This is a genomic window from Nocardia sp. PLKS1-43, from assembly GCF_059510335.1.
Map to the genome: position 1 here is coordinate 181,008 of NZ_JCAJZQ010000001.1, position 20,386 is coordinate 201,393.

At 67.1% G+C, this 20,386-nt stretch carries 17 protein-coding genes; 7 read left to right on the top strand and 10 right to left on the bottom strand.

Annotated elements, in window-relative coordinates:
* Positions 1 to 24: 24 nt before the first annotated feature.
* A complete protein-coding gene (locus tag AC5WS7_RS00835) occupies positions 25 to 819 on the bottom strand; it encodes a class II aldolase/adducin family protein (RefSeq protein WP_495952377.1) in 795 nt (264 codons plus the stop codon).
* A 99-nt stretch (positions 820 to 918) separates the two neighbouring features.
* Positions 919 to 2,469, bottom strand: coding sequence for a class I adenylate-forming enzyme family protein (locus AC5WS7_RS00840; RefSeq protein ID WP_495952378.1), 1,551 nt, complete (start codon positions 2,467 to 2,469; stop codon positions 919 to 921).
* Between the two features lie 244 nt (positions 2,470 to 2,713).
* On the opposite strand from AC5WS7_RS00840, the gene AC5WS7_RS00845 reads away from it, so the two are divergent.
* On the top strand, positions 2,714 to 3,613 hold the full coding sequence (locus AC5WS7_RS00845) for an IclR family transcriptional regulator (protein ID WP_495952379.1): 900 nt from the start codon (positions 2,714 to 2,716) through the stop codon (positions 3,611 to 3,613).
* Between the two features lie 18 nt (positions 3,614 to 3,631).
* Here AC5WS7_RS00845 and hsaA read toward each other — a convergent pair whose 3' ends face one another.
* Entirely contained in the window at positions 3,632 to 4,792 is a 1,161-nt protein-coding gene (gene hsaA, locus AC5WS7_RS00850; RefSeq protein WP_495952380.1) for a 3-hydroxy-9,10-secoandrosta-1,3,5(10)-triene-9,17-dione monooxygenase oxygenase subunit, read from the bottom strand.
* A gap of 238 nt (positions 4,793 to 5,030) precedes the next feature.
* Here hsaA and AC5WS7_RS00855 point away from each other — a divergent pair, with 238 nt between their 5' ends.
* Positions 5,031 to 6,194 carry a thiolase family protein gene (locus AC5WS7_RS00855; protein ID WP_495952381.1) on the top strand — a complete coding sequence of 388 codons (1,164 nt, stop codon included), beginning with the start codon at positions 5,031 to 5,033 and terminating at the stop codon, positions 6,192 to 6,194.
* 193 nt (positions 6,195 to 6,387) lie between these two features.
* On the opposite strand, the gene AC5WS7_RS00860 is transcribed toward AC5WS7_RS00855, so the two are convergent.
* The 5 genes from AC5WS7_RS00860 to AC5WS7_RS00880 are packed head-to-tail and all read right to left on the bottom strand — an operon-like array spanning position 6,388 to position 12,213.
* Positions 6,388 to 7,164, bottom strand: coding sequence for an enoyl-CoA hydratase (locus AC5WS7_RS00860; RefSeq protein ID WP_495952382.1), 777 nt, complete (start codon positions 7,162 to 7,164; stop codon positions 6,388 to 6,390).
* A 46-nt stretch (positions 7,165 to 7,210) separates the two neighbouring features.
* Positions 7,211 to 7,933 (bottom strand): ABC transporter ATP-binding protein, encoded by a 723-nt coding sequence (locus AC5WS7_RS00865; protein WP_495952383.1) that lies wholly within the window; start codon positions 7,931 to 7,933, stop codon positions 7,211 to 7,213.
* Positions 7,930 to 8,739 (bottom strand): ABC transporter ATP-binding protein, encoded by an 810-nt coding sequence (locus tag AC5WS7_RS00870; RefSeq protein WP_495952384.1) that lies wholly within the window; start codon positions 8,737 to 8,739, stop codon positions 7,930 to 7,932. The genes AC5WS7_RS00865 and AC5WS7_RS00870 overlap by 4 nt, the downstream gene beginning before the upstream one ends.
* Entirely contained in the window at positions 8,736 to 10,712 is a 1,977-nt protein-coding gene (locus AC5WS7_RS00875; protein WP_495952385.1) for an ABC transporter permease, read from the bottom strand. Before AC5WS7_RS00875 ends, AC5WS7_RS00870 begins: the two co-directional genes overlap by 4 nt.
* Before the next feature lie 22 nt (positions 10,713 to 10,734).
* The gene (locus tag AC5WS7_RS00880) at positions 10,735 to 12,213 is read right to left on the bottom strand and encodes an aldehyde dehydrogenase family protein (protein ID WP_495952386.1); all 1,479 of its coding nucleotides are present in this window, start codon (positions 12,211 to 12,213) and stop codon (positions 10,735 to 10,737) included.
* A 265-nt stretch (positions 12,214 to 12,478) separates the two neighbouring features.
* On the opposite strand from AC5WS7_RS00880, the gene AC5WS7_RS00885 reads away from it, so the two are divergent.
* The gene (locus tag AC5WS7_RS00885; protein WP_495952387.1) at positions 12,479 to 13,978 is read left to right on the top strand and encodes an MFS transporter; all 1,500 of its coding nucleotides are present in this window, start codon (positions 12,479 to 12,481) and stop codon (positions 13,976 to 13,978) included.
* Between the two features lie 168 nt (positions 13,979 to 14,146).
* Here the strand turns inward: AC5WS7_RS00885 and AC5WS7_RS00890 are convergent, their stop codons facing one another.
* A complete protein-coding gene (locus tag AC5WS7_RS00890; RefSeq protein ID WP_495952388.1) occupies positions 14,147 to 14,614 on the bottom strand; it encodes a hypothetical protein in 468 nt (155 codons plus the stop codon).
* A gap of 196 nt (positions 14,615 to 14,810) precedes the next feature.
* On the opposite strand from AC5WS7_RS00890, the gene AC5WS7_RS00895 reads away from it, so the two are divergent.
* Positions 14,811 to 15,365 carry a VOC family protein gene (locus tag AC5WS7_RS00895; RefSeq protein WP_495952389.1) on the top strand — a complete coding sequence of 185 codons (555 nt, stop codon included), beginning with the start codon at positions 14,811 to 14,813 and terminating at the stop codon, positions 15,363 to 15,365.
* 200 nt (positions 15,366 to 15,565) lie between these two features.
* Here the strand turns inward: AC5WS7_RS00895 and AC5WS7_RS00900 are convergent, their stop codons facing one another.
* Positions 15,566 to 16,549 (bottom strand): NAD(P)/FAD-dependent oxidoreductase, encoded by a 984-nt coding sequence (locus AC5WS7_RS00900; RefSeq protein ID WP_495952390.1) that lies wholly within the window; start codon positions 16,547 to 16,549, stop codon positions 15,566 to 15,568.
* A gap of 313 nt (positions 16,550 to 16,862) precedes the next feature.
* On the opposite strand from AC5WS7_RS00900, the gene AC5WS7_RS00905 reads away from it, so the two are divergent.
* The 3 genes from AC5WS7_RS00905 to AC5WS7_RS00915 are packed head-to-tail and all read left to right on the top strand — an operon-like array spanning position 16,863 to position 20,317.
* A complete protein-coding gene (locus tag AC5WS7_RS00905; RefSeq protein ID WP_495952391.1) occupies positions 16,863 to 17,144 on the top strand; it encodes a ferredoxin in 282 nt (93 codons plus the stop codon).
* 42 nt (positions 17,145 to 17,186) lie between these two features.
* Positions 17,187 to 18,641, top strand: coding sequence for an aromatic ring-hydroxylating oxygenase subunit alpha (locus AC5WS7_RS00910; protein WP_495952392.1), 1,455 nt, complete (start codon positions 17,187 to 17,189; stop codon positions 18,639 to 18,641).
* A gap of 11 nt (positions 18,642 to 18,652) precedes the next feature.
* Positions 18,653 to 20,317 (top strand): FAD-dependent oxidoreductase, encoded by a 1,665-nt coding sequence (locus AC5WS7_RS00915; protein ID WP_495952393.1) that lies wholly within the window; start codon positions 18,653 to 18,655, stop codon positions 20,315 to 20,317.
* Positions 20,318 to 20,386: the final 69 nt, after the last annotated feature.

A 20,386-nucleotide genomic window follows, 5' to 3' on the forward strand; every position in this document is an offset into this window, starting at 1 on the left:
GACGATGTGCGCGCCCCGGCCGGATCAGTCCCGATAGGTCGAACCGGCCCGGTCCAGCGAGCGCAGCAGCGACGGCCACTCCAGACCCGCCGAGAACGATGCCTGCCACTGCTGGGCGGTCAACTCGACGACCTCCCGCGGCGGGAGTCGCAGCGGCCCGCCGGTGGCCTGCGCGAGCAACTGCGTCTTCGCCGACTTCTCCAGGTAGTACATCTCGACGAATGCCTGCGCCACATCACGCCCGACCGTCAGCGATCCGTGATTGCGCAGTACGAGTGCGGCGTTGTCGCCGAGATCGGCGATGAACCGTCGCCGCTCGTCCGTGGTGAGCGCGATGCCCTCGTAGTCGTGGTAGCCGATGCGATCGTGGAATCGCATGGCGTGCTGGGTCAACGGCAGCAATCCCGCTTCGAGGCAGGACAGCGCCATCTGCGCCTCGGTGTGCAGATGCATGATGCATCCGGCGTCCTCGCGGACCGAGTGGATGCCACCGTGGATCACGAACCCGGCCGCGTTGGGCTGGTACCCGTGCGGGTTCTCACCGACTACGTTTCCGTCCAGGTCGATCTTGATCAGGTTGGATGCGGTGATCTCGTCGAAGGCCAGCCCGAGCGGATTGACCAGAAAGTGGTGGTCCGGGCCCGGGATTCGGGCGGAGATGTGCGTATAGATCAGGTCGTCCCAGCCGAATCTGGCGCAGAGCTGGTACGCCGCCGCCAGATCGCGGCGGATCCGCTGCTCGGCCTCGGTGCGGGGCCCGGTCTCGGCGATCGAGCCGGCTTCCATCCGGAAGCTGTCATAGGTCGTCTCGGTGGCCATCTCGGATCTCCTTTGTTCGTGCGAATCAATGCGTCGCGTACGGTGTGGTCGCCGGTCCCCGTGCTTCGGGGCGAAAGCTCTGTGCCGCAACGGCTCCGGTCAGGATTTGCGCTCCGCGACCTGGAATCGGCGAATCTTCCCGACGCTGGTGCGGGGGATGGAGTCCACCACGTGCCATTCGCGCGGCCGTGCGGCGGGCGGCAGGTTGCTCTGTGCCCAGTCGGTGAGCCGGGCGGCATCGGGTGGGGCGGCCACATCCCGGGCCACCACATAGGCGACCGGTACCTGATCCCGGATCGGGTCGGGCTGCGCGAGGACGACCGCCTCGAGCACCCCGGGCGCCTGGCAGATCACCGCTTCGACCTCGGTCAGGCTGACGTTCTCACCCGCGACCTTGATGACGTCGTCGGCGCGGCCGACGAAACGCAGCGCTCCGGTCGCAGGGTCCGCCGCGACCAGATCTCCGGTGCGGAACCAGCTGGTCCCGTCGGCCAGGTCGGTGAAGCTGCGGGCGTTCACCTCCGGCGCGTCGAGATATCCGGCGAACAGGTCCGCGCCGCGCGTGCCGTGGACCACCAGCATGCCCGGCTCAGCGGGCGCGCGGGGATGACCTGTCTGCGGGTCGACCACGGCGATGCGGCGATTGCCCAGTGCCGATCCGATCACGTCGTGCCGCAACGGGTCACTGGTGTCGCCGGTGACAGCGGCGACGGTTTCGGTCATGCCGTACAGCTGACGTGGTCGACGTCCGATGAGGCCGGCGAAGCGTTCGTAGTGTTCGAGTCCGAGGCTCTGGGCGAACCACACGTGCTCGAGGTGCAGCGGCGGCGCCTGTTCGGGGGTTCGGGCCAGGATCATCCGGATCGGCGCGGCGAACAGGCTGGCGTGGGTCACCTCCAGGTCGTGTGCCTGCTGTACCCAGCCGGACGCCGAGAACGTATGTGTCAGTGCGACACTCGCGCCGACAGTGATCGCCGGGGCGAAACAGTAGTACTGGGCGTTGGCGTGGAAGAGCGGCAAAGTCACCAGCCAGCGGTGCTGTGCTGTCAGGCCGACGGCCTCGGCCATGGTTCGCGCCACCGTCGCGTAGTTCGCCTGGGTGAGTTCGACGCCCTTGGGCTCCGAGGTCGTTCCCGAGGTGAACATGATCGCCAGACGAGCATCGGGAGAGAGATCTTGTGGTGCCGCCGCGACCGGCGCACCGGTCACCAGCGCTCCGCCGGGAGCGAGATCGTCGGCGTTCTCCGCCGCGGCGATGACGATCGGGACCGAATCGCCTGCCCCGGCAGCATATTCCGCTCGCCGCGCGGCGGCGCACACACCGAGCGCCGGCCTTGTGCGCTGGGTCTGGTTGGCGATATCGCGCGAGGCCGAGGCCGGGTCGACGGGGACGAGCCACGCGCCGAGCCGGGCGACGGCGAGCCATATCGCCACGAACGCGGGGCAGTTGCGCAACGCGACGTGGACGGCCGAGCCCTGCCGCACTCCGCCCGCGCGCAGGGTGCCGGCAGTGCGGGCAACGATGTCGTCGAACTCCGCGTAGGTGTACCGCGTCGTGCCGGTGGGGTCGTGGAAGAGCAGGAACGGTGCGGCCCCGTGGGCGGCGACGGTTCGTGACCAATGGTCATGGAAGAGAAGCGAATCTGTCATGGTTCCGGAATCAGTTCCCACTGTTCTTGTCAAGTCGAGATGCCGATTATTCGGGCATAGAAGAGTGTACCTATAGCCGGTCAGGTTGCGTAGATATGGCCACGATGTGCTGGCACAGCGAAAATCGGTATAACAAATATTGGCCCTGGGCATTGCGTCTGGCTAGGCTGTGGCTAGAATCACTCGTAAAGTTTCAGTCTCCGGAATTCGGAGGCGACAGTCTCCGAAGTTAGGAGGCCGTGGCATGACCTCGGTACTCAATGTCGATACCGCTGTGCGGGATCGCGGCACGCTGCCACCCTCGGTCGTCGATCGTATGACCCTGATCATGGAGTCGTTCGGCGACGTCCACACACGCCTCACGCTCGAGGAGATCGCGGGCCGCACCGGACTGCCGCGTTCCACGAGCCATCGAATCCTGGAACGACTGGTCAAACTCGCGTGGCTGGGTCGTCACGGCCGGGTCTACTGCCTGGGCGATCGGGCGCTGGGGCTCGGCGGCCGGGAGGAGGGCCACACCGCGCTGCGGTCCGTCGCCTTCCCGCTGCTGCACGCCCTGGCGATGCGCACGGATATGGTGGTCCATCTGGCCGTGCTCGACGGGACCGATGTGGTCTACGTGGACAAGTTCGGCGGACGGGCCGCCTCGGGCGTGCCGTCCGTGGTCGGGGGTCGCGCGCCCGCCTGGTGTACCGCGGCGGGCAAGGCGATTTTGGCCTGGCTGCCGGCCGAACAGGTCGATTCGCGATTGCAGCACGGACTGCACAAACGCACGACGCGCAGTATCGATGCGCTGGGCGTGCTTCATATGGAGCTCAACCGGATTCGCAATCGGCACGGTCTCGCCTTCGAACGCGGGGAGTGCTTCCCGAACATCGCCTGCGCGGGCATGGCGGTGCGCGGGCCGGACGGGCCGATTGCCGGAGTCTCCCTGGTCGGTGACGCGCAAGCGCCGCTGGAGCGGCTCGCGCCGCTGATGGTCAATACGGTGCACGCTATTTCGGAGAAGATGAGCGCCGGTTCGCGGCAGCAGCATCGGTTGCGGCACGAGTCGGTACTTCCGGTGGGCGCGGCGCGCGGCGTCTCGTCGAACGCGGCGCTGGGACGCCTGGTCGCCATGGGGGAGCGCGGCGAGTGGTTCTAGGCCGCGCGGGTCTTTCGGTCAGACCAGCATGTCGTCGACCGGAAGACCCAGTGCCCCTTGGCCGTACAGCTCCAGTGCCGCGGTGACGTCGTTGGACAGGTGGATACGGCCGGTGTGGGCGTCGCGCCAGGTCCGTTCGATCGGGTTCCCCCGGCGCAGCCCCATCCCGCCCGCGGCGGCGAAGATCGAGTCCACCGAGTTCACCGCGCGTTCGGTGCCGACCGCCTGATCGCGGCGGGTGCGCAGCCGCAGCTGCATCGGGATCTCGACCCGGCGGCGGGCGCAGTCGTGCAGCTCACGCAGGTTTCGGTGCATCTGCAGGATGGCGGCGTCGATCTCCGAGGCGGCGCGCCCAACCGCGACCTGCTGTGCGGTTTCGGGGCCGCCGCTGCCGAAGCTGAGACGACTGTCGCCGCGCACCCGCGCGACGAATGCGTCCAGGCAACCCTCCGCCATCCCGATGATCGGGGCGCTCACGGACGTGCTGTACATCGCCCCGTACGGCATGCGGTAGAGCGGCCCGGTATTGAGTTTCTGCCCCGGTGCGTGCCGCAAGACGACATCGTAATTGCGCAGAGTGCGATAGCTCGGCACGAAGACTCGGTCCGCGTGCAGGCCTCGGCTGCCGGTGCCGCGCAGGCCCACCGCGTCCCAGGTGCCGGTCACGCGACATTCCGACAGTGGGACCAGTGCGGTGGCCAGATCCATCGGCTGACCATTGTCGGCGACCAAGGCTCCGCCCATCAATCCCCAGGAGGCGTGTGCGCTGGCGGTGGCGATACGCCATTGCCCGGTCAGCTCGAATCCGCCCTCGACCGCCACGAATCGTCCGACCGGGGCATAGGAGGAGCAGATCAGGGCGTCCGGTTCCGCGGCCCAGATCTCCCGTTGGGCCCGCTCGTCGAACAGCGCGACGTGCCATGGGCTCACGCCCAGGATGCTGGCCAGCCAGCCGGTGGAACCGCAGGCGGCCGACACCGTGCGCACGGCGTCGTAAAAGTCCACCGGGTCCGATTCCAGACCGCCGGACCACCGCGGCCGCAGCATCCGGAACAAACCGGACTCGACCAGCGCGGCGATGCTCTCGTCCGGGATCGCGCCGTCCGCATCGACCTTGGCGGACCGTTCGACCAACGTGGGCCGCAGGTTACGCACCGCCTCCGCGATCTCACTGTCCATGCGCTCATCGTCCTGTCTGCCGAACGGATATCCAAATCGGTCGCGGGGTTCCGGCCCTGCCTATTTGAGGATGCGCTGTTAGTTATAGCTGTCAAGTATGGGTGTTGACGGACAATCTGCTGGGTTGAGGGCGAAGAAGCTGCTCAATGTCCATCTGCCAGTTGGCGTTCCGTGCGATCGGGACCGTCCGATGTGATCCACACTGTCGCTCTGGACAATATAAGAGTATAACGAATTCATGACTGATGCCGTGATCCTCTCCGCCTGCCGCACCCCGATCGGTACCGCGCGCAAGGGGACCCTGCGCGACACCAGCGCCTTCGACCTGGCCACCCTCGTCGTCGGCGAGGCTGCCCGGCGTAGCGGGCTTCCGGTGGAGACCATCGACGATGTCATCCTGGGTGAAACCCTGGCCGGTGGCGGGGTCATCGCTCGATACGCGGCGCTCGAGGCCGGCCTGACCGACGTGCCCGGGCTCGCACACAACCGGCACTGCGCGTCCGGGCTGGCCAGCGTTGCTACCGCCGCCGCGAGCGTCCGCGCCGGGATGGACCGCGCGGTGATCGCGGGAGGGACGCATTCGTCCTCGACCGCCCCGGTGTCGCGATGGCGGATTCCCGGCACGCAGGAGTGGCAGGATCCCTGGTCTTCGCCTTCGCACATGTCGACGCCCGACGCGCCGCACAACGACATGTCGATACTTGTCGGCTGGAATACCGCGCGGCTGGCGGGCATCTCCCGTGCGGAGATGGACGCCTGGGCGGTGCGATCGCATCAGCGCGCTGTGCGCGCCATCGACGCCGGGCAATTCGCGGAGGAGATAGTGCCCGTCGAGATCGACGGCGGGGCAAAGGTATTCGACACCGACGAACATCCGCGGCGCGACACCAGTGCGGAGAAGATGGCGTCGCTGAAGGTGCTGCATCCCGAGATCGAAGGGTTCTCGATCACCGCGGGCAACTCCAGCGGAGTGAACGACGCCGCCGCCGCGGTGACCGTCGCCGGCAGTGCGGTCGCCGAGGAATACGGACTGACCCCGCTGGCCACCGTGCGCGCGTGGGCGAGCGTCGGCGTGGACCCGGTGCGCACCGGACTGGCCCCGGTCGCCGCGATCCGCAAGGCCCTCGGCCGCGCCGGGCTCGATCTCGCCCAGGTCGACCTGTTCGAAATCAACGAGGCGTTCGCGTCGGTGACCGTGGCCGCGGTGCGCGAGCTGGGGCTGGACCCGGAACGGGTGAATCCCTTCGGCAGCGGATGCAGTCTCGGGCACCCGGTCGCGACCACCGGCACCCGCATGATCGCCACGCTCGCGCACGAGCTGCGCCGTCGCGGCGGTGGCACGGCCGTGGCGGCGATGTGTGCGGGCGGTGGCATGGCGTCGGCGATGGTCCTGACGGCGTGAACAGCTGACGCGGAGGAACCGCGGGGGCTGTTCGACCGCGAAGGCGGCGATGCCCCGCGGACGTCCCGCGGCCTCCGGCAACTCGCCACGGCCGACGCGTTCGAGCCGTGGTCGAGTTCGAGGGGTGTGCGGGCGGTGTTATCGAAGGCGCTTGTCCGGGTGTAGCCGACGGCGGGCCGTCACAGTGCGATCGTCAGCGGCCGCGGAACCGCGGGGGGCGTTTTGCGGCGAAGGCGGCGATGCCCTCGCGGACGTCGGCGGTCTCGAACAACTCGGCTTGAGCTTCGCGTTCGAATTGCAGGGCCGACTCGAGATGAGTCAGGGCCGCCCTGTTGAAGGCGGTTTTGACGTGGGTGTAGGCCGCCGTCGGGCCTGCTGCCAATCGTGTTGTGAGCGAGTCTGTTTCGGTGTCGAAGTCGGCATCCGGCACGACGTGGGAGACCAGGCCCCATTCGGCGGCTTGTGTCGCCGGGATGCGTTCGGCGAGCATGGCCATACGCGCGGCGCGGGCGGGTCCGATGAGGGCGGGGAGCAGGGCTGTGGCGCCGCCGTCGGGCATCAGGCCGACGCGGGTGAAAGCCAGTAGGAAATAAGCGGATTCGCGGGCGACGGTCAGGTCGGCAGCTAGTGCGATGGAGCATCCCACTCCGACGGCGGGGCCGTTGATCGCCGCGATCACCGGCTGAGGCGCCGCGCGTAGTGCGCGGATCAGGCGGTTGGCCGCGTCGATGGTGACGCCCTGTGGGCCGGCGACGGCGGATCTGGACAGGTCCGCGCCCGAGCTGAACGCGCGTCCCGCACCGGTCAGCACGATGACGCGGAGATCCGGATCGGACCCGAAACCTTCTATGGTCGAGGCGGTTTCGTTCAGCAGTTCGGCGGTGAGCGCGTTGAGGCTATCGGCCCGGTTGAACGTCAGTCGTGCGACGGTGTCGGTGCGTTCGACGAGCAGGTGCGGCGGTGTGGTCACGGGGGTCCTCCGGATGCGCTTGTGGTACGCGGAAATCGGCGGCGGGTCACGCCGCGGTGGTATCGCCGAGATAGCGGTGCAGTAGTTCGCTGCCCGCCTCGGCGGCGGGGCCTGCCCAGGCGACCTGTCCGCGCTGCAGGATCAGGCATCGATCGGCAAAATTCAGTGCACGCGTAGCGAATTGCTCGATCATCAGCACCGCGACGCCCGCCTCGCGGGCCCGCTGCAAACTCTCGAACACGACGTCCACCATCTTGGGCGCCAAGCCCAGGGACATCTCGTCGGCGATCACCAGCCGCGAATCGACCATCAGCGCCCTGGCGAGCGAGAGCATTTGTTGTTCGCCGCCGGACAATGTGCCCGCCGCCTGCCCGGACCGCTCACCCAGCACCGGAAAGATCTCCAGCGCACGCTCCAACGCCTCAGCGCGTCGGCGGCGGTCGCCCATGGTCGCCATACGCAGATTCTCCAGGACGGTCAAGCCCGCGAACACGCCTCGCCCCTCGGGCAGATGCACCAATCCCGTCCGGCGAATGTACTCCGGTGTGCGCCCGGCGGTCTCGCGCCCGTCGAGTTCGATACTGCCGCCGGCCGGTGGCACCAGCCCGGACAACGTACGCGCCAGCGTGCTCTTGCCGGCTCCGTTCGGGCCCAGCACTGCCAGCGCGCTGTTCGGCGGCAGCTCGAAGGATACGTTCCGTAGCGCCACCGCGGAACCGTACTGCACGCTGAGTTCGCGGACTTTCAGCAGATCGGGTGTGCTGGTCATGAGATGGTCCTGTCCTGATCGGCCTCGGGCTCCGTGCCGAGATAGGCGGCGCGCACGGCGGGATCCGCGCGGATGTGCGCCGGGTCGCCCACACTGATCTCGACGCCGAAATCGATGACGTGCACCGTATCGCTCAGTCCCAGAACGAGTTCCACATCGTGCTCGACCAACAGCAGCGACACCCCGTGCTCGCGCGCGATGTCGGTGAAAACCATTGCCAGTTCCTCGGTTTCGCGAGTGTCGAGCCCGGAGGACGGTTCGTCGAGCAGCAGAACGGTCGGTCCCAGGGCCAGCGCCCGGCCGACCTCGAGCAGTCTGGCAGTGCCCAGCGGCAATCCCGCGACGGGCTGATGTGCCTGGTCGTTCAGGTGCAACAACTCGAGGATCTCCTCGACCCGCCGATTCTCCGCAGCGGCTGGGGAGCGGAACCCGCCTGCGGTCAGCAGATCGGTCCAGATCCGGCCGCGTGCGTGCCGCAGCCGGTCGGCGAGCACCACGTGTTCGCGGATCGTCAAGCCGGAGAACAGTTCCGGGTGCTGGAATGTGCGAGCCAGGCCGCGCCGGGCCCGGCGCTGCGGACTCGTCCGGGTCACCTCCTGCCCGTCCAGGAACACCGCGCCCGAATTCGGCCGAAGCAATCCGGACAGCACCGCGAACAGCGTGCTCTTACCCGCACCGTTGGGCCCGACCAGTCCGACGATGCCCGCCGCTGGAACCGCCAGATCGATGTCGTTCAGTGCAACCAGGCCGCCGAATCGCACAGTGACGCCGCGAGCTTCGAGGCGAGGCGGTGCTGTCGTCGTCATACGTGCTCTCCTTCCATCGCCGGTGTGTCCGTGCCCGTGGCCGTGGCCGGGACCGGGGCGGCCTCGCGTCGGCCGAACCGGGCGCGCACCGCCCGCAACTGCCGTGCGTGCATGGCTGCGAGTCCGTCGGGGTTGCGGGCGAGCATGACCGCGCCGAGGCCGAACAGGATGACCGGAACCTGCGCCCAGGTCGAGGGCAGGTAGGTCTGGAATACGCTGGGCAGCAAGCCGTATGCCACGCCCGCGACCAGGGCTCCGGTAATCGAGCGCGAGCCGATGGTGACCAGCACCGCCAGCCACACCAGACCGGTGAACGGATTGAACGAATCCGGCAGTGCGGCTTGATAATTGAGCGCCAGCAAGCCGCCGCCGATCGCCGCGATGAATGTCGCCAGCGCCGAGACCAGAACCTTCACCGGGACGATGCTCAACCCCATGGTGCGCGCGCCGCTTTCGCTCGCCCGCACCGCGGTGACCGCCAAGCCCGCGGTGGAGCGTCGCAGATTCAGCACGATCGCGCCGAGGACGAGGAATACAGCGAGGGCGAACAGCGCGAAAACCCGGTCGTCCGTTGCCCACTCGGGCCGCAGCAGGATAACGCCCTGGCCGGAGTTGTAGATGTGGTCCCGCCGGAACACGAGGTTCTGTACGAGCAGGCCGAAGGTGAGAGTCACCAGGGCGACGTAGAGGTTGCCCAGGCGGATGGTCAGAATGCCGATCACGACGCCCACCGGCGTCACGATGATCGCTGCCACCAGCACGGCCAGCAGCGGTGACCACCCGGCCTCGGTGGCCAGTTCGGCCGCCAGCACCGCGCCCAGACCGGCGAATGTAGTCTGGCACAGCCAGATCATGCCGCCTTCGCCGGTGACCATCGTGTACGACAGCAGCGCGATCGCCAATGCGATTCCACCGGCGACCACCCCGCCCCAGAACGGTTCGAGCACCAACGGCAGCGCGGCCACGACGATCAGCGTCACCACCGCGCCGAGCACGGACGACCATCGGGTTCGGTTGCCGCGCAACGTAGCCGGACCCGGTGGTCCCGTGGCGGCGATGTGCACGGCGCGGTCCAGAGCTCCGCCGGTCGCGGTATCGCCCGCTCGGCCGCGCGCCGCGTAGTAGAGCAGGGCCACGAGCATGAACAGGAACGGAATGCTCGGCACGAGTTGTGCGGACAGTGCGCTCTGCGGGTCGACGAAACGCTGCACGACCGTGGTCGCGATACCCATGACCACCGCGGTCGCGACGGCCGCCGGAAGGTTGCGAAGACGTGCGGCCACCACCGCGGCGAAAGCGGCCGCCATCAGCGAGGTCATCCCGTCCACCGTGAGCCCCGAGCTCGGGGCGACCAGTACGCCTGCCAGTCCGGCCAGCAGAGTGCTGCCCGCCCACACGCCGAGCGATACCCGTCTCGGGCTGACGCCCGACATGGCGGTCAGCGCCTCGGAATCGACCAGGGCGCGCACCCGTAACCCGATGTCGGTGTACCGCAGCACGATCGTCCCGAGGACCAGGACGAGGATCAGTGCGAGATAGGTGATCAGCTGATCGAGGTTCACCACGCCGCCCAGCACCGGGAAGGTACGCACCGGTTGCGGCGCCAGACCCGGAGCGGTCGCATTCGACAGCTGTCCGAAGATCAGGTCGACCAGCGGCGGTAGCGCCACCGACAACCCGATCGTCGCGACGATCTTGACCAGCGACGATCGCAATCGCAAGTGGCGGAACAACAGTGCGTAGAGCGCCGCGCCCAGTACCGGACCGAACACGCCGATCGCGATCACCGCGGCGGGCAGGATCGCCCAGCCGTGTTGGACGTGCAGGAAGTAGTAGAAGCGCGCCACCGCATAGGCGAGCGCGCCGAACGCGAAATTGAATACGCCCGCCGATACGTAGGTGACTACCAGTGACGCAGCGGCGATGGCGTAGATCGAGCCGAGGGCGAGCCCGGCCAGGATATAGGACAGCAACGGTGGCTCCTAACGATCCAGCTCAGCGAGCGGCCCAGCTGATGCTCTTGGTCTGCAGGAATTCGTCGAGCCCGAATTCGCCCCACTCCCTGCCCAATCCGCTCTGTTTGTACCCGCCGAACGCGATGCGCGGATTCACCCCGCCGCTGCTGCTGTTGATCGAGACGGCGCCGGTGCGGATCTCGCACGCCATCGAATAGGCCGTCGTGGTATCGGCGCTCCAGACCGCGCCCGCCAGCCCGTAGGGACTGTCGTTGGCGATCCGCACGGCCTCCTGGTCGGTCCGGTATCCGATCACCACGCCGACGGGGCCGAAGAACTCCTCCTGGGCGATGGCCATCGCATTGTCGACGCCGGTGAAGAGGGTCGGTTCCACGAACCAGCCCCGGTCCAGCCCCGCGGGACGGCCTCCGCCGCAGACGATTTCGGCTCCTTCGGCTTCGCCGCGCCGGATCAGCGCCTCCACCTTGTTCCGCTGTGCCTCGGTGATGAGCGGGCCCATGGTGGTGTCCTCGTGCGCCGGATCGCCGACCCGGACCCGGCCCAGCGCGTCCCGGAGCCGCTCGACGAATTCGTCGTGCCGGGATTCGTGCACGATTGTGCGGGTCAACAGCGAACAGCCCTGTCCGGCGTGTGCGGTCATCCCCATGAACGCGGCGCGCACCGCGCCGTCCAGATCGGCATCGGCGCGCACGATGTTCACCGATTTGCCGCCGAGTTCGAGCACGACCTTCTTGATGGAATCTGCGGCCTGACTGTAGACCATCCGGCCGACCGTGTCGGATCCGGTGAAGCTGACGAGGTCGACCATCGGGTTCGTGGTGAGTTCACGGCCCGCTTCGACGTCACCGGTGACGATGTTGAGCACGCCCGGCGGCAGATCCGCGGCCTCGGCGAAATCGGCGAGCAGCAGGGACTCCAGCGGAGTGGCCGGGGCGGGCTTGAGCACCGCTGTGCATCCGGCCGCGAGTGCCGGGATCACCTTCATCATGCTCAGGAAGAACGGGAAATTGTAGGCCGCGATCAGCGCGCAGACGCCGTACGGTTCGCGCCGCAGCACGCCCTGCCCGATGCCGGCGCCGGGGGTGATGGTGGGATCCATCGGACGTTCCCAACCGAATGTCGGCATGACCCGATCGGCCATATCTCGCAAGTGCGCCAAGGGAACCCGAGTCTGCAGCGTCTCGGCCAGGCCGCGCACCGAGCCCGCCTCGGCGATGTTCAGATCGATCAATTCCGGGAGCCGGCGTTCGATCTCGTCGGCCATGCGCAACAGAACCGCGGCGCGTTCGGCGGGCCGCATCCGGGGCCAGGGACCGTCGTCGAATGCTTTGCGGGCGGCCGTGATCGCGCGCCGGACGTCGGCCGGGCTGGATTGCGGTACCTCGGCGATCGTCTCCTCGGTGGCGGGATTGCTGACGACCAGGCGAGTCTCCGACTCGCCGTCGGTGCGGCGTCCGTCGATGTAGAGCTGTGCAGAGAACGAGTAGGCCGCGGTCATATGCCCTCCTGATGCCGAGCGTGTCGTGGTGCCGTACGCCCGGCGGTCCCACTTTAAGTATCCTGAATACTCGCTCGTCGCCGTGAACGCCCTGAATTTCCGCTGAATGGGATGGCGGTTTGTGGTGTAGGACACAGATAGCTTGTTATTCCCGTTACGCATTCACCTCGCCGGGTGGCGGTGATGCGGTTCCTCTCCTAGGCACGGCGCGACTGCCCGGCGCATCCCGCGAGGTCCGGCGTGCTCTGTCCCGAAAGACTCGATCATGAGCCCTGATACGCCCTCCGGCACGTCGTCGCCCGCGGAACATTCCTGGACGCCGCGGCTGATCTTCTCCCTCGCATCCATCGTGCTGTTGCTCGAGATGCTCACCCTCAGCTATCTGATGATCTCGATGTCGCTACCGTCGATCTCCGCGCACTTCCACACCGCGCAGGGTGCCTGGCTACTGACCGTATTCCTGCTGGTGGGCGCGGTATCCAGTCCACTGCTGGGCAAACTCGGCGATCTGTACGGCAAGCGCAAGGTCATGCTCGGCTGCATCGCGGTGTCCGCGGTCGGGTCGCTGCTGTCCGCCATCGCCGTCAATTTCGCGATGATGCTGGTGGGCCGGGCGCTCGCGGGCCTCATCGCCCCATGTGTGTTCCTGGGGTACTCGCTGATCCGGGATGTGTTCCCGCCCAAGACGGTCGGCCTTGCGGTCAGCATTGCCACCAGCGGGCTGGGCCTGATAGCGATCCCGGCGCCCTTCTTCGCCGGATGGTTGATCGATAACTCCGGATTCCGAGGCATTTTCTGGGTTCTCGTCGCCGGATCGGTGCTGTTCGGCATGATGATCGCGGTCAGCACCGAGGAGTCGAGTGTGCGGGTGCGCTCCCGGATCGACGTGCTCGGCGCGGTTCTGCTCGGTGCCGGGATCGGCGGCGTATTCATCGCATTGAGCCTCGGACCGAGCTGGGGCTGGTCCACGACCTCGACCCTGGTGTACCTGTTCGGGGGTCTCGTGCTGATCATCGCGTGGGTCGTGTCGGCGGGAGTGATTCGCGAGCCGCTGCTGGAACTGCGGGTGCTGCGCCGGCGGCCGATCCTGTTGATCACCCTGTCCTCGGCGTGCTGCTACGGATGCGCGACGACGTTGGCTGTGCTGCTGCCGATGATGATCATGACACCCGGCGCGCTCGGTCTCGGCTACGGATTCGGTGTCAGCGCAAAGGGATACGCCCTCTATCAGACGCCGTTCGGGTTGATGGTGGTGGTCGGTGGCGCGGTCGTCGGCATGCTGATGGGCCGCAGGGTTCGCCCGCGGCCGCTGCTGTTGCTCGGAGCGTTGCTGCTGGCCGCTGCCTACGCCCTGGTCGCGTTCGAACACCATGATCGAGTGCTGCTGCTGGTCTTCAGCGCGATGGCCGGCACGGGCACCGGATTCGCCTACGGAGCCACACCCAACCTGCTGATCGAGGCCGTGCCGCCACAGTTGCAGGCCAGTACCGCGAGCGTCGTCAACGTCGCGCAGAGCGTGATGTCCGCGGCCCTGCCGGTGATCGCGTTCGCGGTGCTGAACAACTCCTTCATCGCCCAGCTGCCGGGTGGTTCGCACGGTGCGATCCTGTACACGGAGAAGGGATTCCAGGTTGCCTTCCTGATCGGTGCGGTGGCCGGGTTGATCGGTGCGGTGCTGGCATTGGCGTTGCCGCGCCGGATCCAGCAGATCGCGGTGTCCGATGCGGGTGAGGTCGAGGGGACGGCTCCCGTGGTCGCACACTGACCGGGCAGGGGACCGGCCGCGCGTTCGGCGGTCGGTCCCCGTTTCCCTGTGCGATTCACGTCTGCTGTGTGTCGTGTCCGGGCGCGACTGGCTCACTGCCGAAAGCGTTTCAGGCGATGTGTTCTCGGACGCGTCTCCAGAGCGGGATTGCCGGCATGCCGGTACTGGTCACATTCCGGCCGGTGCGATCCACGGACCGATATCACGGCGAGTGGCGATCCAGCAGGAGACCTGTGCGGTGTACTGGCCGTACGCGGACATTCCGTCGCACGCGATCTTCGCTGCGTCGGTGGGGTCGATGTCCAGGCGCAGCTGGAATTCGATGTGATGTGGTTCGTCGAGCGCGGTGAACCGGGCGGCGAGTTGGGTGTCGATCACCCCGGCCCTGGCCGCCGCGCGGAACGCGTCCGTGGCGGTGCGCGGCGAGCCGTCCAGGAATGCGGCGGCGGTCTGCGTGTTGATCTCGAACGCCAGGTCGTGCAGCAGCGTGAGGATTCGTTCGGCGACCAACCCGATCTGCGGAATACCTTGCAGGCGTGCGCCGTTCACCGGCCCCAGCGATTCGAGCTGTCCGATCGACTTGCGCATCGTATTCAGCTTGTTGGCAACGGATTCCTGCTTCGAGAGCGTGGTCACGGATGCTGTCCTCCGGGTCGGGCCGCTGATAGGGGCGAATGATCCCATCGCGGCAAACGCGCGGCCACCGCGCTTTCCGCAGAACGGGATGGCCGGTGGACGCGGAGGTCCGGTCGATGGATGGTTGGCGGGCACCGGGTTCTCCGGCGGACGAGGGCGATCGGCCGCGTCGCCACCCGGACGGAAAGGATGTTCGATGCGAACACTCAGCGATTTGTTGCGCAATTTCCTGCAACTCGGCTACGTCACCGACGATATCGACGCTGCCGCGGCATATCTCGAATCCACCTTGGGCACGGTGTCGTGTGTCAAGCACTACCGGTCCGAGCTGGGCGGCGGTCTGCCGCCGTCCGCCGGTGGTGAGCCCGGGGGATCTTTCGTCGTGGTGGATGGAAAACCGGCGCAGGAGTGGACGATCGACGTCGCCCTGGTCAACGCGGGACCCACGAACGTGGAGATCATCCGCCCGGTCGGCGGCGCGGTCGACCTGTATCGCGGTGCGGTCCGCGCGGACGTCCCGGCCACCCTGCACCACCTGGGTTTCGTGATAGACGACTTCGACGAGGCCGACGCAGCCGTCGCCGCCGCCGGCAAAACCTGGGCCCAATACGGTCGCAGCGGCGGAATCCGCTTCGGATACCTCGATCTGCGCGCCGAACTAGGCCATTTCGTCGAGGTGATGGAGCTCGACGCGGCCAGCGCGGACGGATTCACTCAGCTCGAGATCGCCTCGAACGCCGGCCGCGACTGATCGGCATCGAGCCCGAAAAAAATCTGCCACCACGAGAAACGCGCGTGGTTTCGAGGCTCGTGCCGAATTTTGTTGCCCGACAGGGCTATCACTCACACCGCGAGTGGCACTCTCCGGTACTGTGAAACGAGCAAGCGCCCGGCTGTCAGGAGCAGCCGGGCGCTTTGTGGGATGGACAACATTTGACTATTGCCTGATCATCAGGTGTGGTCGGTCGAATGGCCCGGGAAGAGTGAAAGCTCGGGATCCAGGGCTACCGCGGCATTGTTGACCGCTGTCGCGACCTCCCCGAAGCCGACCGACATCAGCTTGACCTTGCCGGGGTACGACGTCACGTCGCCGGCCGCGTAGACGCGCTCGAGGGTTGTGCGCATGCGGGTGTCGACCGCGATCGTCCTGCGGTCCAGCTGCATTCCCCATTCGGTCAGCGGGCCGAGGTTGCTGATGAAGCCGAGTGCGGCGACGACCGCGTCGACCTTGTGGATCCGCGGCTGGTCCTCGCCGTCGACTCGGACGTGCGCCTCGCGTACCCGATCGTCTCCGAGCAGGGCGATGACCTGGGCGTCGGTAATGATCTCGGCACCACAGTCGTACATCTCGCGCACGCTCGCCGCGTGCGCCCGGAACTGGCCGCGCCGGTGCACGAGGGTCACCGAGCGGGCGATGGGGGCCAGCGCGAGCGTCCAGTCGACAGCGCTGTCGCCACCGCCGACGACGAGTACATCGCTATCGGCGTAAGCATCCAGTGCCGGAACGAAATAGCTCAGTCCGCGACCGAGGAATTCCTCTCCGGCGGGGAGTGCGCGCGGAGTGAACGTGCCGATGCCGGCGGTCACCACGACCGCGCCCGCGTCGATCACGGTGTCGTCCGACAGGGTGACCTGCGGACGGCCGTCGGGGGCGAAGGTCAGGCCGACCGCCTCCCGGCCGAGCACATACTCGGTGTCGAACGAATCCGCTTGAGCCTTGAGCGCATTCACGATCTCTCGGCCGCGCGAACCGGGAACCGCCGCGATATCGCGGATCTGCTTCTCCGGATACAGTGCGGTGATCTGGCCGCCGCATTCGGGTAGCACGTCGACGAGCACGGTGCGCAGTCCGCGAAATCCCGCACAGTAGGCCCCGTAGAGACCGACCGGCCCGGCGCCGACGATGAGAATGTCGGTGGACATGGTGATGGCCACGGATGCGACCTCCTGAAGTAGGTGAAGGGACAGTACTGCGGCGTGGCGCAGCCTATGACCGGCCCGATCGGGGGCCTGGCGGCTTTCCGCTCGATGGGACGGCCGGATCGCAGGGTTCGCGGCGTCGGATGTGTTCCCGTCCTGCGGGAGGGGACAGGGATGCGCGGCCACCGGTAGCGGAGAGTCGTGTGAGACCCCGATCACGGTGGATCCCCGCTGTGATTCCGGGCGCCGAGTGACCGGCGGCCCGCTACAGCCGGCCCAGAGCTGCCGAGTCCTCGCGGCGTCTCGTCATCTGGAAAGGCATGAATTCATGAGCGACGAAGTAAGAGTTTGGATCGACCAGAAACTCTGCACCGGCGATGGTCTGTGCACCCAGTACGCACCGGACGTATTCCAGTTCGGTGACGACGGGTTGGCCTACGTCAAGCAGTCGGCCGATGCGGATCTGCTCAAATCCGAAGGCGCACAGGCCGATGTGCCGGACAGCCTGCGCCTGGACGTGGTCGACGCCGCGGACGGCTGCCCCGGCAATTGCATTCACGTGGTGCGTCGCGCCGACGGCGTCGAGGTCGCCGGTCCCGACGCGGACTGACAGCCCACAGTCCGCGTATTACTCGTTGAGGAGTTGATTCGAATGTCCGTGGTGCTCGAACCCGGGAAGGCCGGAAAGCTGACCGGGACAACACCCTGGTTCGCGGGAGATGTTGCCCCCGAACAGGTTCCGGAGAAATACCGGCTGGACCGAGCGTTCGTGCCCAAGGCGCGCTATCTCGATCCGGAGTTCCTGCAGCTGGAACTCGACAAACTGTTCACCCGCACCTGGCTGATGGCGTGCCGGCTCGAGGAACTGGGCGGCGTCGGCTCGTATGTGGAATACGAGATCGGCAAGCATTCCATCCTGATCGTGCGCGAGTCGAAGACTTCGGTGCAGGCGTATTTCAACGCGTGCCGGCACCGTGGCACCCGGCTGGCGAAGGACCGCGGCCGCGTCGGCTCGATCATCTGCCCGTTCCACGGGTGGCGCTGGAACCTCGACGGTTCCATCCGGCTGGTGCTGGACCGCGAGGAGTTCGTCCCGCGCTCGGACGACGACCTGGGCCTGGTCAAGGTGCGCACCGAGACCTGGGGCGGATTCGTGTTCATCAACATGGACCCGAACGCCGTGCCGCTGCTCGAGTACCTCGACCCGATCCCGCGGATCTTCGAGCCCTTCCACTACGAGAACATGCGTATCCGGTGGCAGAAGGGCATCATCGTGCCCTGCAACTGGAAGACGGCGCTGGACGGCTTCCTGGAGGCCTATCACGTCGCGGGCACGCACCCGCAGCTGTTCCGCCTCGACAAGTCGAACGACAAACTGTTGTCGATGAAGGAACTCGAGGAGCGGGTCTGGTCGCCGACGACCACCTACGAGCGGCACGCGCACTACTCGAGTCTTGGGCAGAAGAAGAGCGCCACCACCGAGGACAATGCCGCGAAGGACCCGAACGCGCGTCACACCGAAGGGGTGGTCGACCCGCGGGAGGCGTTCGCGCTGAGCGTGCAGTACATCTACGAGGACATGAAGGGCCTCGAGAACGAGCGCAGCTGGCGGGCCGCGGAGAAGCTCAAGACCACCGAACTGCCGGAGGGTTCGACGCCCGGCGATCTGTTCATGCAGATCTACCAGGATCTGGTGGTTTCCGAGGGCTTCGAGTGGAACGACATCAGCCCGCAGCAGTGGGCTGAGGCAGGCACGGCGTGGAACGTCTTCCCCAACACCATTCTCCTGCCCAACCAGGGGTCGTCCTTCATGTACCGCGCCCGGCCCAACGGTGACGACCCCGACAGCTGCCTGTTCGAGGTCTTCGCGCTGGATCAGGTCGCGGTCGCGGACTACGACAAGAAGCACGAGCACACCCCGCAGTTCTTCGATGACTACCGGGACGGCGACCTGGGCCAGGTCTTCAACCAGGACATGGCGAACGCCAAGGAGGTGACCGTCGGCATGCATTCACCCAGCTTCGACGGACATCGCCTGAGCGAGGCGCAGGAGATGACCATCTACAACCACCACCGGGTCGCCGACCGCTTCATCTGGGCGCCCTGAGGGAGGTCGAGATGCCTGCACAACAGCACAACGCCTGGGACGAAGTGTTCGACGTCGTCGTGGTCGGCAGTGGCGGTGGGGCGTTGACCTCCGCGCTGCTGGCCCGGCACGGCGGCGCGAGCGTTCTGGTCGTGGAGAAGGACCGGTACATCGGCGGCACCACCGCGGTGTCCGGCGGCGACATGTGGATTCCGAACAATCGCTTTGTCGCGGACCGGGATTCGCGTGAGGACGCCATCGCGTACGTCCGTCGGTTGTCCGATGGGCGGGAGTCGGATCCGTCGCTGGTCGAGGTCTACGTCGACACCGCGCCCGAGGCACACGAATACCTCGAGGCGCACACCGGGTATCGGTCCGAGCCACACATCCAGCTGGACGACTACTACTCGGTCATCGGCGATCGGATTCCCGGGGTGCGGCCGTTCCCGCGCAGTGTCGCGGTCAAGCCGTATCCGGCCGGCGGGGAACTGGGCGAACTGGCCGAGCTGATCAACAAGGGGCCGTGGGTGCCGCCGTGTGAGGTCAGCTTTCCCGAACAGCGCCGCGGCGAGGTCGGGCCCGAGGAGCTGGCCCAGCGTCAGCGGGAAGGCTGGCGCGCCAAGGGCGGTGGCCTGATCGCGCCGCTGTTCAAGGCACTGCTGGACCTCGACGTGGAAGTGCGGATCAGCACGCCCGCAGTCGAATTGGTGACCGATGCGGATCACGCGGTGATCGGCGTCGTCGTCGAGGGCGAGCAGGGCCGGCGCCGGATCGGTGCGCGCAAGGGCGTCGTGCTGGCCTGCGGTGGTTTCGAATGGAATCCGGAGATGGTCAAGACCTACATCGGATACGAAGTGAAGCCGATGACGCCGTGGTCCAACACCGGCGACGGGCATCTGATGGCGATGGAGGCCGGGGCCAAGCTCGGTTCGATGACGACCTTCTTCAGCTACGGCGTCATCTACGATCCGTGGGAACTGGGTCGTGACGGAAATCCGTTGCCGCAGATGATGATGGGCCTGGGCGCGGGTTCGATCCTGGTGAACAAGCTGGGCGTCCGGTTCATGCACGGCGGGTACACCTACAACGATTTCTCGCATCCCTTCGGCTTCTACGATCAGCGTTATCCGGGTTTCGCCAACAAGCCACCGGCCTGGGCGATCTTCGGCAAGCGGCATTTCGAAGAGGGCGTCATGGGTTCCAAGCCCGGGATCGAGATGAATCTGACCGGGGCCGACGGCCAGGCGCCGCCGGACTGGGTGGCCACGGCCGGATCGATCCGCGAACTGGCCGAGAAGATCGGCGTCGACGCCGACTCGCTCGAGGCCACGGTCCAGCGGTACAACGAATTCGCCGAGAAGGGCCAGGATCCGGACTGGGGCGACCCGTTGCAGACCCACGTCCTCACCGGACCCGAAACCGTCGACCACAAACCGATTCTCGGTCCGCCCTACGGTGCGATCCAGCAGTGGCCGGGGACCCTCGGCACCAACGGCGGCTGCCGCATCGACGCCGACGCCCGGGTGCTGGGCCACAAGGTCCCGATCATCGACGGCCTCTACGCGGCCGGCAACACCTCGGCCGCAGTCCTCGGGGCGACCTACCCCGGCGGCGGAGCGTGCATCGGTTCCAGCGTGACGATGGGCTACCGGGCCGGACGGCATGTAGCTGCCCGCCCCGCCCGCGACATCGGCTGAGCAACACATCGAATTCGGCCCCGTGGCAATCCCATTGCCACGGGGCCGTTCTCATGAGCCGTTGCGAAA